Consider the following 15911-nt stretch of genomic DNA (forward strand, 5'->3'; position numbering starts at 1 on the left):
GGAACATTGAATGTATTGCCTGCCTGGAAAGCACCGGAAGCTCCGTTGATTCCATAAGTCAGTGTTCCTGTTCCTCCCGTTCCTGTAGCAGTAATAGTGAAACTGCTGCCTGACGCTGTACACTGGTTACTCACAACCGCTGTTACAGATGGTATAGGATCACTACTTACTGTAACTGTTCTTTTCGCAATACAATCATTAGCGTCTTTAACATACACATCCCAGATTAAATCAGCACCTGAGTTAGTGTCTACAATTAAAACTGAACCTGTAACATAAGCTGATGTTGGTACAGTTGATGGGCTTTTTGCAAAAGCATAAGAATAATTCGTAGTTCCACCCGTAGCGTTTACAGTAATACTGGAATTGTCATTGTTGCAGTTCACATTTGTACCTGCAGCGCTTGTAATACTTAATGCAGCAGCCGGCTGTGTCAGATTTACTGTATAACTTACAGAACAAGTAGTTTTTCTGTCCGTTACTGTAATAGTATAAACTCCTGCTGGCTGTGGAGCAGTTACATTAATAGTAGTAATCGTTTCGCTTACATTACTTGCGCTTTGAATAATTACATTGGATGCATTTTTGATCACATAATCATATCCTCTGTCTTTTACTCCATTTACGGTAAACTGAATTGTTCCTTTGTCGCCAAAACATTTAATTGGAGTAAGCACGCTGCCACCCGCAACAATATCTGGTACACTTTTTACATTATAATCTAAGTCAAAACTACATCCATTTTTATCAGTAGCTCTAAAAACATAGTCTCCTGGTTTAAGATTTTTAAATTCTCCGTCAGAAACTATAGCCGAGCTATAACCTGCTGGTCCAGAAATAATCTGATAACGGATAGGCGACAATCCTCCTACAGCCTGAAATTTAACATGCGCTTCATAAGCTGGACATTCCAGACCTGTATCAAACATTACATCAATACCTGTAATAAACACCTTAGGAGCAATCGTTACCGATAAAGGTCCAAATTGACAGCCATTTTTATCCTTAATATAAGCTGTTACAGTTTGATTAGTACTTGTAGAATAAGTATTGCCAGTTCCAAAGCTGGAAGTTCCGTTAAAACTGTATTCATAAGGACTTACACCACCAGAACCATTTACGGTAACTACAGCAGGAACCGTAGCGGTACCGCTACAGCCTAATTCGGTAGCGCTGATTGTCCCTCCAACAAGAGATGGATTTACAATTGTTACATCAGTCACTGCTGATTCGCAGCCTTTGCTGTCAATAACCTTAATATTATAAAGACCAGCAGCTAAACCTGTAAATTGATTGGTAGTTTGAGTAGTATAAGCAGCTGCTGTGCTTAATTTAATTGCATAGGTATAAGCCGTTGTAAAACCGTTAGCAGCAGTTACTGTAATAGTACCGTCATTTTTATTATTACAGGTAATATCTGTTTTAACTGCTGTTAATGTTGGAGCAGTCTTTGCAGTAACCACAATAGGAGTACTCACTGCAGGACAGCTTTTACTATCTTTAACTGTAAACACATAAGATCCTGCAAGTGCGGTTGTATAAGGGAAAGAAGCTACAGCTGCAGGAGTGGCTCCATTACGTGAAACTGTATAAGTATAAGGAGTACCATAGCCTCCGGTTATTACAGGATTTCCAATAGAAGCATTAACCAAACAGGTTAAATCCTGAATCAGAGAAAGATTCAATGTTAACTGTGGCTCTATTTTAATGTTGTTAATAGTAAAAGTACAATTATTGCTGTCGGTTACAACAATAGTATGAGTTCCCACTCCTACTGTGTTAAAAGTATTGCCAGTTTGTGAGGCACCTCCATTTAAGCTATAGCTGAATGGACTTAATCCTCCTGAAACTGTAACTACTAATTTGGCTTGATTGGCCGTGTCATAACACAAATCAGATGATGTTGCATCTATACTTGCAGTAAAACCAGATGGAGACACAACATTTACTGGAGCTCCAATAGGACTTACACAAGAGTTAGCATCTCTCGCAAAAACCGTATAGTTTCCAGCTGGAACATTTGCAAATGTATCATTATTTTGAAATGGACGAACTATTGCTCCACCGGTAGTATTTCTTAATTCATACCAATAACCCGATAATGATCCTCCCCCGCCTACAGCAGTTATAGTCGCACCAGTTGTACAAGTTGCTGGTTTTGTAATAGAAGCCAATACTGTTACAGCTGTTGGCGCCTTAATCTCCTGTTTTAATGTATACTGACAAGCACCCGTAGCGTCACTGCGTACAATAATAGTGTGTGTACCAGCACCAAATCCTGTTAACACTAAAGAAGATAATGTTGTTGTTTGAAAATTAACCCCATCAAGTGAATACTGATATCCTGACGCACCAAAGTTTTCAGCGGCAATAGTGATTGTTCCATTGGTATCGCCAAAACATGCTGCATTCGTGAATGTTGGTATTGAGGCTTTAAATGCTTTGCTTCCATCAACTTTAATAGGAAACGATCTTTCGTTACCGCAAGATCTTGGAACTTGATAGGCATGGATATCATCAACTGCCAAATCATTTCCACTTACAACCTGACTGTTAGATATAATTTGAAATTCTAAAGAAGTATTGTTTCCTGGATTTAATTTAAAAATATTTCCCCCTGCCAAATCTGTACTTGAATGCCAGCTTTCATCTCTTGGAATACTCGGCATCACTTGAGAAGCAATTATAGTACTTCCTTTTACTAACTGAACAGTTAACTGCGGTGAAGGCAGATTATTAGTGGTTTTCAACAAATTAAGCATGAATAAAGACACATTAATTTCCTGATTTGGTATAATATCATTAATCGTTTTTTGATATAAAACAGCTCCAATCGGTATAGTCTTACCAATATTAACAGCCAAAAATCTTCCATCTGTAATAGCTGGAGTATTATTTAATACCGCAGTATGGTCTTTTGGCAAAAACCAATTAAAATCGTTAGCATGATCTGGCAATAAAGCTTTAGTAACTACATAATCACCATCATTCATCAGCCAAGGATGCCAATCTGAAAGACTGCATTCAGCAAAAGCTAGTGTATTTCCATCCTGATTTTCTCTACAATAGGCTGCATTAATTCCTGGAGAACTTGTATCTCCTCCTCTGCCAAAATCTTCCTGTAATAGATTACTGTAACTAGATACTGTCTGAACATTGTATTTTACAATAACAGTATGGTCGCCAGAAGGTACATTTGTGAAAACATTATTTGTAATTGGAGTATTGGCTACTGGCGGATTTGTACCTGTTTTCAAGTAATACTCATAGGTATAAGTCGTTCCACCTGATGTTGTAGGGTTATTTACTATTACAGTAGCAGTAGCGCTGCCATCACAATTGTAAACGGTATCAATATCGTCATCAATATCTGGATCGGCTGGTTTTGGGTCAAGAGTAACGGTATATGGTATTTTAAATATACAGCCAAGAGCATCTTTAACCGCCAAATTATAGGTTCCAGCGATAACATATTTTTGACTGTCATTTCCAAAGATATTACCTCCATCAAAACTATATTGATACGGACTTGTTCCTCCCTCAACGTTTGTTATACGCAAAAGCCCGGTAGGCTGCCCATTTTGCAATGGCCCACAGCCTGCCAATTCACCAACACCTGCCGAAGCAGTAACACCCGAAGTGGGACCGTTAATCGTAATTGTCCTAACTGGATCCAGAGGACAGATAACCGTTTCAGTACCCGGCGAATTTGTAATTGGATAAGTAACACTGAAACGTACCAAAACTTTGTATTGTCCAGCATACAAATTTGAAAATTCAATACCAGTAGCATTTCCTTCAACATAAGTCGCTCCATTGTCTATACTATATTCTACTTTGTAACCTGCACTGCTGCCATTTAGAGCAATATTGATTTTGGCTTTCTCATCATAACAGTTCGTATTCGTATTTGTTACGGTAAAAGTTGGTTTTGGCAATAAATCAACTTGCTGTGTTACAGTTACCTCACAATTATTCAGTCCAACTACTCTAATAGTGTAAAGACCAGAAGCAGTTACTTCTATTTCATTTGAAGTCTGAAAAGTGGAAGAACCATTTACAAAATAATAAAAAGTATTTCCCCAATTTCTGTCCTGGGTTGTTGCAATTTTAATGATTCCTTTGGTACAGGCCGTCAAAGGAACTTTTATAGACGGAGTGGCTTTAATTTCTCCAGCAGCATCAGCAATGGCAATATAATACTGAGTATATGTACAGCCGTCAGCCGTAGTAACTACATATTTATATGCACCAGCATCTAAACCGGTAAAAGTATAATCTGCATTACCTGTAGTAACTTTATTTATTGAAATTCCATCTTTAAAAATCTCATAGGTATAAGGCCCGCGTACATCATTTGCCGCCACTTTAATACTTCCTTTATCACCATAACATACTGGATTAGTCTTAAACTCATCCACAGTAAAATTTCTTTGTCTGATTGGAATATCTTTTATATCAAAAACGCAGGGATTAGTAGTTACGCCTTTCTGCTTGATAAAAACCGTATACAATCCGGCTGTATTTATCGTAAAACTATTACTGTTCTGATATGGTACAGATGGGGTAGTACCATTTGCACTGCTGATACTATATTCATAATCAGTAATTGGAATACCACCTATCGTAATGTTCCCTTTTGTATTACAGATTATATCCGAATGCGTTTCAGTTGCATTCAATGTGTTTTGATATACATTAAAGTAAAAACGGTTGAAACAGTTTCCTGGATAGTTCAAAGTTAGCCTATACTCTCCAGAGCTATCACCACTAAGAGTATAACTGGAGCCTTCGCCCATTTTATCCCAATTACAATTATTGGCTTCATTAGCACAATTCGGGTCAGTAACTGCTGTACAATTTGGATTGGTCTTACTCAATCGTTCCCAAACGATAGTAGCACCATCAGAGATAGCAACATTCAGCACTCTGGTTGCATTTGCCCCACACAAAAAGAAATAAGGCAGCTGTTTTCCCGCTCCTCCACTAACACAAGTAACAACTTTGTCTGCAATTGCAATTAATGGGTTTGTTGTAACTGTTCCGGCACGCGATACCGTTACCTCTTCTGTTATAGATAAACATGGAGCTGCGGCGGTATTGTATACATAATATTTGCCAGGACTTGTTACTGTGAGAGTTTGATTAGAGCCAAGTATTGTCCCGGTCGTTACACCAAATTTATCAAATGGAGCAGTAGACCATTTATAAGCAGTGTATCCATTGGAAGCTGAAATATTAACACTATTACCACACAATACTTCACTCTTAGTAAATGCACATTTATCAACCCCGACCAAGAAATTAGTTGCTTGTGGCAAACCTATATTACAGGTTGTAAACGAAGACAAACTAGGATCATCTGTAATTTGAGCTTTATTATCCTTTCCTGTATAAGTAGCATAAGCGGAATTCTTGATTATATTAGAACACATATCACTCAGCTGATTACAAGAATCAACCACTTTAACTTTTAATTCTATTGTGTAGCGGGGATCATTTACTTCAACATACTGTTTTGGAATAGTAAAAATAATAGTGCGTGTTGCTGGATCATAAGTATGAGTAACTTTATAAGTAACACCTCCAACGACAAGATCTGGTGGCAAAGAAGTAATGTCAGCAGGATAATTAAAATTGATATTAATTGGCAGAACATCTTTGATTGTAAAATTTTCTGCAGGGTCATTCCCTTTATTCTGAAAACCTATTACATAATTTAATTGCTGTCCGAGGGTAACGTCTTTATCACCCATATTAATACGTGTAGGAGACGAATTATCAAAAACTTCTTTAGTCAATACAATTTTTGGTTCAATTATATCAACTGCTAGAGCATTAAAGAACATATAATACCAGTCACTACTAGTACTAAGCTCAAAATTTAGGGATGTTTCATTATTTCTAATAACTGTGTTACTAGCGTTGGCCAATTGTAAAACTCCTGCATCATAGCCCAAAGTGTTTTTACTATTTGGAGTTCTATCAAGAAAATAAACGTCGCCATCTGTAATAGAACTATTAAAAAAATTAGGTTTAATAGTAGCTGTCTGCTGTGGTCTTATAGCACAAAAAGCATCTCCCCATACTGATGCTGGAGTAAGAGCTGCCGTAGTTCCTTTAACTCTAAAATTATCTCCTGTATCTCTGTTATCACCTTCTAAAGCAGAAAACGCCAATTTTACTTTTACCTGTCCCACTGGATTTGTTTTAAAACCAGAAATTGGAATTACAAATGCAGGATCTCCTCCCTTAATTCTTGAAAAACCATCAAAACTAGCTATATATTTACTTGGCAAATAGGGATCTTCATATACAACAAAAATCGACCAGCCAGCTGAATGACCAGCAGATGTACCACTACCTCCTTCTGAACTGGCAACATTAGCTACTGTGTATGAAGTTTCACCACCAGACTTAATATAACTGGTTATATCAAGCATACAGGCATAAGGATTTCTTGCTGCTTGAGCAGTTGCAGGTGCAAGTGCTCCAGATGCAGTACCTGTAACACCTATATAATCATAAATAACATTACCAACAAGATTAACATAAGGATTACTACCGACCTTAAACCTAACTTTGTTAATTTTTGTACGATCTGCACCAGAAGCGGACCCTCTATCTGCAGCTATTGAATAAGTACCCGACCAATATAAGGCAGCATATACAATGTTGTAACAAGCTTTACTCGCAGTTGGTATTGTTAAGGTGGCACTACTCGAATTGAAATTATTTGTTCCATCTGGATCAATATTAATCCATTTCATGTTTAAATTCTCATTGTAACTCGAAGAACTTCCTACAGTGTTATATGGATCATTGGCTCTATTTCCATTTGTTCCTAAATCTCTATTTAAAGAATTATTTCCTATTACAAGAATATCACCTTTCAAATTATTCTGGTAATTTATACCAAAATTCTTAAGAACTTGTGAATATGAAATCGTGCTTAGAAAAAATAAAGCAAACACCATCGCAGTTTTTAAGACCATTTGCTTCTTAAAAATTGACGTGTTTAATGCTGACTTTACAGCATTCGAAATTGAAAAAGAGATGTGAAATATTAAACCAATAAAAAATTGGATTCTAAAAAAAATTGCAATGTAACTGCAATTTTGAAATATAACGCTTCTCAAATTTTTTATTTTTTCACCATTAGAAAAAATAGTCTCTGTTAAAGACATGAAGCAATTGGAAAATATAGAAAAAGTAGGTTTTTTCATATTCATATATATTTAAATATAGATACCATTCTTTAATCAACAGGGGCGTAGAATAAAAAATAACACCGAGATAATTTTGCTTTAAACGCTGTTTTTTAACTCAATTTTTATGATAAAAGATGATTTAGCTATAAAATTCAACCATAAAATCACTATTTGAACAATTTTTTCGATTTTTTACACTGCTTTAAAAGACGTTTTTTTGTGATTTATATTACAAATACTGTCTTAAAAAAATTAAAATTAAACATTTTACAACAATATCAAATAAAAAAGAAAACTATTTTATACAAAATAAAAGCTGTCTGAATTATTTTTCAATTTTAACAATTACCATTCTGCCATTATAAGGTTTATTTCCTTTGTCTGACAATGCCTCTGTTGCTTCTTGTATATTGTCGAATTTATCTGTATAAATAAAATACTTACTTGTGTTTACATCGTAAAAGAAATTCACGTTTGATTGCCCTGCCGCTACAGTTTTTGTAACGAACGCATCTCTTTTTGCTACATCGGCATGTACTGCCAAAATCATATAGTAACCACTTTCAAGATTTTTGTTGTTCTTAATAATCTGCATGTTTGCCTGATTATCACCAAAATCAAAATCTGATGCTTTCAATGGAACACTGCTTACTTTGGTAGTTGCTTTAATTTGTTTTAAAGTAGCCATATCCTGAGCCAAACGATCTTGATCATTTGTAGAAACAGCGCGTTTGATTCTACGTTTTTTCTCTATCTCAGTTTCTACTTTGATTTTTTCTAAAGTAGTAATTAAAACAGCATTAGATTGTTCGGCTTTTATTTGCTCAGCTTTTAAGTTTTCTATTGTTTTTAAATAATTCTGATTGATAAGATCGTTTTTAGGAGTTTTTTTCAGCCTCTCGTTGTAAAGCCTGTTAAACTCAGCCAAATTATTGGCCTGATTTTTATTTATTTCGGCAATTTGTGCTCTGATAGACTCCAGCTCTGCGTTCTCACCCGCTGTGCTCTTAAACTCTACCGTTGTATTTTTTACTATTCCTTTATCACTTAAATCATTTTCTTCACGCATTTCTTTCAGCGCTTTTTCTTTATTGGCCACAGATGCATCCAAACGACTTAGCAATTGCTCTTGTCTTCTTTTTGAATCTTCCAGAATATTTGTCAAGTTATCCATTGATTTACCATACTCATCTTTAGGAGTAGCATCTGCTTTGGCTTTTGCAAGAGCTTCAATAGCTAATTTTGCGGCAGCAGCAGCCTCTATTTTATCTTGCTCTGCTTGTGCATCGGCTTTCGCTTTCGCTTCTGCGGCAAGTCTGGCGGCTTCGGCATCAGCTTTGGCTTTATTCTCTGCAGCCAGCTTAATAGCAGCAGCTTCAGCATCGGCTTTAGCTTTTGCTTCTGCAGCAAGTCTGGCAGTTTCGGCATCAGCTTTGGCTTTATTCTCTGCGGCTAACTTGATAGCGGCAGCTTCGGCGTCGGCTTTAGCTTTCGCTTCTACAGCAAGTTTGGCAGCTTCCGCATCAGCTTTGGCTTTATTATCAGCAGCCAGCTTAATAGCAGCAGCTTCAGCATCGGCTTTAGCTTTTGCTTCTGCAGCAAGTCTGGCAGCTTCGGCATCAGCTTTGGCTTTATTATCTGCAGCCAGCTTAATAGCGGCAGCTTCAGCATCGGCTTTAGCTTTAGCTTCGGCATCAGCTTTGGCTTTATTCTCTGCAGCCAGCTTAATAGCGGCAGCTTCAGCATCGGCTTTAGCTTTGGCTTCTGCAGCAAGTTTGGCGGCTTCGGCATCAGCTTTGGCTTTATTATCAGCAGCCAGCTTAATAGCAGCAGCTTCAGCATCGGCTTTAGCTTTAGCTTCTGCAGCAAGTTTGGCGGCTTCGGCATCAGCTTTGGCTTTATTATCAGCAGCCAGCTTAATAGCGGCAGCTTCGGCATCGGCTTTAGCTTTGGCTTCTGCAGCAAGTTTGGCGGCTTCGGCATCGGCTTTCGCTTTATTATCAGCAGCCAGCTTAATAGCAGCAGCTTCGGCATCAGCTTTAGCTTTCGCTTCTGCAGCAAGTTTGGTGGCTTCGGCATCGGCTTTGGCTTTATTATCAGCAGCCAGCTTAATAGCAGCAGCTTCGGCATCAGCTTTAGCTTTCGCTTCTGCAGCAAGTTTGGTGGCTTCGGCATCGGCTTTGGCTTTATTATCAGCAGCCAGCTTAATAGCAGCAGCGTCGGCTTTAGCTTTCGCTTCTGCAGCAAGTTTGGCGGCTTCGGCATCAGCTTTGGCTTTATTTTCGGCAGCTAATTTTGCCGCCGCTTTAGCTTTATTGTCAGCCAGGAGCTTGGCTGCGGCATCTGCATCAGCTTTTACTTTATCGGCAGCTAATTTTTCTTTAGAAACTGGTGCAGGCTGTTTCACAGCTAACGCAGCAGCTGCATCAGCTTTAGCTTTAGCATCTGCATCTAATTTCTTTTTATTTAGAATAGCAGCTTCAGACTTAGCTTTTGCAAGAGCAGCAGCATCTGCCTTCGCTTTGATAGCGGCATCCAGCTTAGCCTTATTTGCGGCCGCAATTTTAGCTTGTTGAGCAGCTTTGGCCTCAGCAGCAGTCTTTGTAACAGCTTTTGGAGCTGGAGCAGCAACCTTTTTTTGTATTGGTGCAGGTTCTATTAAAGCACCTTCTTCTTCATCGTCTCCATAATCAAAATTTCGGCTCTTTATTTTATAAGCCAATACAATTATATGAGAAGCACCTAGCTCTGATATATCTCCTAGACCCATCCCATACGAATATTCTAGAGCAATTTTTGGTGTTAAATTAAGCCCAAAACCAGCTGTAGCACCTAAAACAGAATTATAGCCTGCCTGAGCCCAAACCCCTTGTGGAATGGTAAACATAGCTGATCCTGAAAAAATTGTTTTTTCTTTGGCCACTTCAGTTTTAATTAAACCTGAAAATTTACTTTTATCAAAAAAACCATAAGAATCAATAAAACCTGTATACATGACGTGTCCTGCAATACCCTTATTTGGATCGTCTTTCATTATTCCTGAACCAAAATTATAAGTAACCAGATTATTAAATGCAACTCCAAAATCTAGAAAGGCATTTCCGTAATTAATTCCTGGAGTAACGGCTAATAAAGTATTTGATGGGATATTGTCTAAAGAAGGGTCTGGGGTATTTACAACTACTTTACCAGAATTTAAGCCACTTTTATAAGCGCTTACATTAATACCGAAAGTTAAATTACTATCTTCCTGCAAAAGAATATTATGAGCAAAATTAGCTACTAAACCTGTAGTACTAAGCACTCCTTGAGTCTGCTGAAAAACTCCTAATGCAACACCTTCATTTTCTCTAAAACGCCCAGAATAATTTAATAAATAAGTTTTTGGTGCATCTTCAAAACCAGTCCATTGCGTTTTGTTAAACAGAGTAATATAAGCACTTTGCTGTCTTACAAAACTGAAAGCAGGGTTAATAACAAAAGAATTAAATTTTAAAGAGTTTCCTGGCGGAATAGCATAAGATACGACACCGTCTTCTTGTTGAGCATAGAAAACATGTATGGAACAGCAAAAAAAGAAAACGCTTAGTAAAATTTTTTTCATATTATTTCAGAAGAGTTATCGAACCCTTTTTGGCAGAACCGCCATTTGGAGTAATTATATAATAAAAAACAGGGTTGAAATTTTTGAACTCAATATTGGACTGTGGCCAGCCATTATAATTATCATAATTATCCGTTTCAAAAACAATCTCTCCCAAAGAACTCAATATAGTGACGTGTGTATTTGTGTTGTTAAAATCATCTGGAATAATCCACGTATCGTTATTGCCATCATTATTTGGTGAGACCACATTAGGAATTTTGGCAACATTATAATCAATAACAGAGCTATATGAAACTTTGAAAGACATAACACAGCCAGAAATATTCACTTTATAATTGCCTGCAACAATTATATCCAACGAACTCTGCGTAGCACCTGCAATGGGATTGTTGTTTAGAAACCATTGATAAGCAGGGTTCGAAATTGATGTTGTCGTGGTAACATTTAAAGTTTCACCTTGAGCAACTGTAAGTGTCTCTCCTTCGGTAACAATGTCTCCATTAGCATTAACAGATCCCATCGTTTTCAAATCGATTACAGCCGTATCATTGCATCCGCCAAAATCAATATCACAGCTGTATATTCCTGCCACATTGGTCTGATAAGTCTGATTAGTTGCTCCAGAAATTATTTGTCCATCTTTTCTCCAAATATAAGTGTTACCGGCTGGTGCACTTAGTGTTGTCATCTCGGAACCAGAACAAAAAGGATTTCCTAAACTGGATGCAATAGATGCTCCGCCACCACCTCCTGCAGAACTAATAACAGTAATACCTTGTGATCTGAAATTATCATCCGTGCAAGACCCATAATTTAATTTAGCAAAATAAAATCCTGGAGTATTGACTACTATTGAACTTGAAGATTGGCCAGAAATTAAAACATCGTCTTTATACCAATAGTATTTTAATTGAGGATAATTAGCTGGAGACGAACCAGGTACACTGGGATCAGGATTATAAACAGAAAGTGTCACACTGCCTCCGCTGCAAAAACTAACAGAAGTTTTTTTATCATTCAGGAAAAAAGAGCCATTATAGGCCTTATAGTAAGCAGAAAATGATTTAGTACTAGCTGTATTAAATATTGTAAAACTTTGACTAACAATGCCTGAACTGCTTTTAACTCTTAATTGATATTTGTCAGATCCAGTTAAATCACTAGGAATAGCAAAAGTTAAAGTCTTATCTGTCGAAGTATCAGGAGGAGTTCCATTTAATGGGGCCAAGGGAATTGTAGCTATTGGATTTGCAAAAGAACCCGATGGATCAGATAACTCAACTGAAAAAGTTACAGTAGGATCAAAACCAGAAATCTTAAATTGAGCCTGATATTCATTAAATACCTCATCTGGGATTGTTGGATGAGGACCTCCCGCACAAATTTTATCAAAAGGTAATTTTTGAGGTGTAATTGTTTGTGCAAATAATCCTGTTGCTGGAACTACCAACAACATTAGAAAAAATAAAAATGTACAAAAGGAAAATAAAAAAGTAGTTTTTCTATTCATAGGTTAATAATTATTGCATTTCATGGGGAGAAATATCAATTCACAACACTAGTTCATGAACCAACAAAGCAGCTGGACATATTCGTTCTATTAATTGGATTTACAAAACAATTGAAACAACTTCTTTAAAGTAATAAAAATGAAAGCCAAACCATAAATAAGGCTTAACTTTCATTTTTATATTTAATCCAGTTACGTACTTTTACTTTGTAGAAGCAGTAATCTTAGTAAGAGCTAATCTAAAGTCAGGTCTTCTAGGATTAGCAAAATCATTAAATGTCTCCACATTTGTAGTTTTGGAATACAAATTAAAGAACATACTATTTCCGTAATAATTTTCTAAATCCTCGTTATTCAAAGTACCTGCTGAAAATATATTCCCTTTACATAAATTCAGATACATTTCTTCAATTCTAATCTTCTGAAGATTTTTGCTGTTAATGTCAATTTTAGAATCTAAAACAACTGCAGGATTAAAACCAGAAATTACACTTTTTCTTAAAACCAATGTTGTATTTTCGGCAACAAAAACTGCCTCTTTCACCAATCCTGCTTTTATATCAGCATCAATGTCTTCACTATCATTTGCTAAAGTAAGATTAGTTGCAGTCACAGATGTTTGTTTTTTTGTAAAATCAACATCTTCTTTTTTAATGTAAGATGAAATATCTAAACAACGAGAACCACTGCTATTACTAATATAAGATGATCTGATTGCTAATGAATTATCAATTTTTGCCTGTGTTCCTAATGAAAATTTAAAATCAATTCCATTACATTTGTAAGAAACCATTTTAGTCATTACTGGTTCACCGCCAAGAACTTCAAACGCTTCACCAGCAGCGTAGCTTACCATGATATTTTCTAAGATCGTCTTATTTCCAATTCCTCCAAGCAAAATTGCATCAAAATTATCAGCTCCTCTAGCTTTTTTTCCAGCATATTCTACTCTTATAAATTTTAATACCCCAGACGAACTTTCAGCATTGCTGCCTCCATAAGTTGTCAATGCAGGATCTAAATCATCATAATTAATAGACGTATAAAGACCAAACTTATTAATCGGAGCATCACCAAGAATTATGATACCGCCCCAATCGCCAGCCTTTTTAGTTGTTTTATTGGATGTAAAAACGATAGGATCTGTTTCTGAACCTTCAGCAACTATCTTTGCGCCTTTAGTCACAATCAAAGTACCTCTAGAATCTGAATCTCCAATGATTATAGTTCCAGGATCTATCGTAAGCACAGCATTATTAGTAACATATACATTTCCTTGAATAATGTATACATCTTTCTTCGTTAATCTTGTGTCTACTGTTATATTTCCAGCAAGGATTTGAGTTGCCTCACCATAATCCGCTTTTCCTGGTTTGAATTCAGTCCAGTTGTTCAACCAATTGCTTGGTCCAAAAATTCCTCTTTCTTGTTGAGCACTTACGTTACTAACAATTCCAAGAAAAACCCATATTAACAGAAATTTAGTTTTCATAGATTTGGGGGGTATTAATGTTTATCTCTGTAGGAGAGATTTATTTACTCATTTATAGAGTTTAAGTTCGACTTAGAAAATAGTTTTTCTAAAAATTTTTATTGAGCTTCAAGCTCTTTTAGCGCTTTCAAAGTCTGTTCATAGAACAAAATAGCATTGATAAGCTGTCCTTTATCACAAAATGGAAGCATTTTTCTTAAATAATCAACCGAAATATCTAAATAGGTCTGTGTTGCTTCTTTTTCTAAATCTAAAGCTTTTTTATTATCTGAAGTATCTGGAATACCAAGATCAGACATAGTCACACCAGGCTTGGTTGCCATACCTATTTTTGGCATTATTCTTACAATAACCTTCATGCGCTCAATGTACAATTCTACCAATTCTCCTTTGGATAAAGCCTTCAATGTTTTATCATCGTTATAAGTACGGATTGATGCGTTTGTACTAATAATACTTTGAGGCATATTTGGCTTTGCTTGTGCTATACATTTTGAAGAACTTAATGCTAACATGAAAATACTGAAACAAATAATTTTACCTTTCATAACTTGGGGTTTATTAATTAACTGAAACAAAACTATACAATTAACATGGAATTTGCAAGCCCCTAAAAACAAATTGCAGGCAAATTAAATTCAATAACATTATTTTAAAAGATATTAACCCCACAAAATCAACATCTTACCTATGCATTTCCCATGTTAAAAAAAATAAAAATTAATATAAAAATTAACTAATAAAGAATGTTTTTCCTGTTAAAAAAATTAAAAATATTATTAAAAATATTATTCAGACATAAGTTACACAAAAGTTATTAACATAAAACGGTTGAAAAAAACTGCTGGAAAAGAGTACAAATCAAACTATAAACAGAAAAAATTGTAAAGTCATGTATCGCAAGTTTAATACATAAAATTTTTGGAACTACCATTTTCTTCTATCTTTGCCTCATGCAATTTTCTAAAATTTTAGGACAAGACTACATTAAAGATCACTTAACAAAAAGTGTTGATCTTGGCAGAATTCCTCATGCCCAATTATTTATAGGGCCAGAAGGCAGTGGCACTTTGCCGATGGCCATTGCTTATGCACAGTATGTTTTGTGTAACTCACAGCAAGGCTTAAATGAATCATGCACCCTTAAATTTGAAAAAATTTCTCATCCTGATTTACATTTTATTTATCCAACCGTAACTACCGAAGATGTAAAACAAAAGCCCAGGAGCATTGATTTTATTTCAGAGTGGAGACAGTTTGTTTTGGATAATCCTTACGCAGGCTTATTTGACTGGTATGCTACATTGGGAGTGCAGAATAAACAAGGAGAAATACGCGTAGACGACGCACAGGAAATCCTAAAATCATTATCCTTAAAATCCTATGAGGGCGGTTATAAAATAATGATCATCTGGATGGCCGATAAAATGAATATCTCGGCATCCAATAAACTCCTCAAATTATTGGAAGAACCACCTGAAAAAACAGTATTTCTTCTGATTTCCGAAAATGAAGAAGATATCATACAGACTATTCGTTCGCGCTGCCAGATAACACATTTTAATGGTTTAAGCGAGCAGCTAATCGCTAATGCGCTTATAGAAAACAAGCAGTTAGATGCTAAGACAGCTCAAAAAATTGCACATCAGGCACAGGGAAATTATAACAAAGCACTTCACTTATTGAATACAGATGACGAAGCATCACCTTTTGAAGAATGGTTTGTCACTTGGGTTCGTGCCGCGTTTAAAGCTAAAGGAAATGCCGCAGCAATACAGGATTTGATCGAATGGAGCGAACAGATTGCCACATTAGGAAGAGAAACGCAAAAAAAATTCCTGCAGTTCTGCATCGAAATGTTCCGTCAGGCTCTGTTACTTAATTATGAAGCAAAAGAACTCGTATATATAGAAACAAAAGTTGACAAATTTAAACTGGCTAATTTTGCGCCTTTTGTAAATGGCAACAATATTAATGACATATTCAAAGAAATATCAGATGCCATGTATCATATAGAACGTAATGGGAATGCCAAAATCATTTTAACCGATTTATCTATAAAACTTACACGTTTAATCCATAAAAAATAAA

6 protein-coding genes are annotated in these 15911 nt (G+C 36.1%); 1 reads left to right on the forward strand and 5 read right to left on the reverse strand.

The annotated features are described in order from the left end of the window. From ABEG11_RS18220 to ABEG11_RS18240, 5 genes are all read right to left on the reverse strand, one after another. Positions 1-6995: SprB repeat-containing protein (locus ABEG11_RS18220; RefSeq protein ID WP_348825618.1), on the reverse strand; the 6995-nt coding region annotated here is incomplete at its 3' end. Between the two features lie 541 nt (positions 6996-7536). Beyond that, positions 7537-10815: a PorP/SprF family type IX secretion system membrane protein gene (locus ABEG11_RS18225; RefSeq protein WP_348825619.1), complete on the reverse strand. Its 3279-nt coding sequence runs from the start codon at positions 10813-10815 to the stop codon at positions 7537-7539. Position 10816: 1 nt separating this feature from the next. Next, positions 10817-12328 carry a T9SS type B sorting domain-containing protein gene (locus ABEG11_RS18230; protein ID WP_348825620.1) on the reverse strand — a complete coding sequence of 504 codons (1512 nt, stop codon included), beginning with the start codon at positions 12326-12328 and terminating at the stop codon, positions 10817-10819. 202 nt (positions 12329-12530) lie between these two features. Beyond that, positions 12531-13820, reverse strand: a complete 1290-nt coding sequence (locus ABEG11_RS18235) for a beta-helix domain-containing protein (protein ID WP_348825621.1) — start codon at positions 13818-13820, stop codon at positions 12531-12533. Positions 13821-13918: 98 nt separating this feature from the next. Further along, positions 13919-14368, reverse strand: a complete 450-nt coding sequence (locus ABEG11_RS18240; protein ID WP_348825622.1) for a hypothetical protein — start codon at positions 14366-14368, stop codon at positions 13919-13921. Positions 14369-14773: 405 nt separating this feature from the next. Between ABEG11_RS18240 and ABEG11_RS18245 the strand changes: the two genes are divergently transcribed. Further along, a complete protein-coding gene (locus tag ABEG11_RS18245; RefSeq protein ID WP_348825623.1) occupies positions 14774-15910 on the forward strand; it encodes a DNA polymerase III subunit in 1137 nt (378 codons plus the stop codon). Position 15911: the final 1 nt, after the last annotated feature.

Origin of the sequence: Flavobacterium aestuarii, assembly GCF_040049115.1 — a bacterium.
Classification (GTDB): domain Bacteria; phylum Bacteroidota; class Bacteroidia; order Flavobacteriales; family Flavobacteriaceae; genus Flavobacterium; species Flavobacterium aestuarii.

What these genes read in the sequence shown, in the direction of transcription:
- ABEG11_RS18225 (WP_348825619.1), bottom strand. Translation starts at nt 10,815, where the DNA reads ATGAAAAAAATTTTACTAAGCGTTTTCTTTTTTTGCTGTTCCATACAT.
- ABEG11_RS18235 (WP_348825621.1), bottom strand. Translation starts at nt 13,820, where the DNA reads ATGAAAACTAAATTTCTGTTAATATGGGTTTTTCTTGGAATTGTTAGT.
- ABEG11_RS18240 (WP_348825622.1), bottom strand. Translation starts at nt 14,368, where the DNA reads ATGAAAGGTAAAATTATTTGTTTCAGTATTTTCATGTTAGCATTAAGT.
- ABEG11_RS18245 (WP_348825623.1), top strand. Translation starts at nt 14,774, where the DNA reads ATGCAATTTTCTAAAATTTTAGGACAAGACTACATTAAAGATCACTTA.
- ABEG11_RS18230 (WP_348825620.1), bottom strand. Translation starts at nt 12,328, where the DNA reads ATGAATAGAAAAACTACTTTTTTATTTTCCTTTTGTACATTTTTATTT.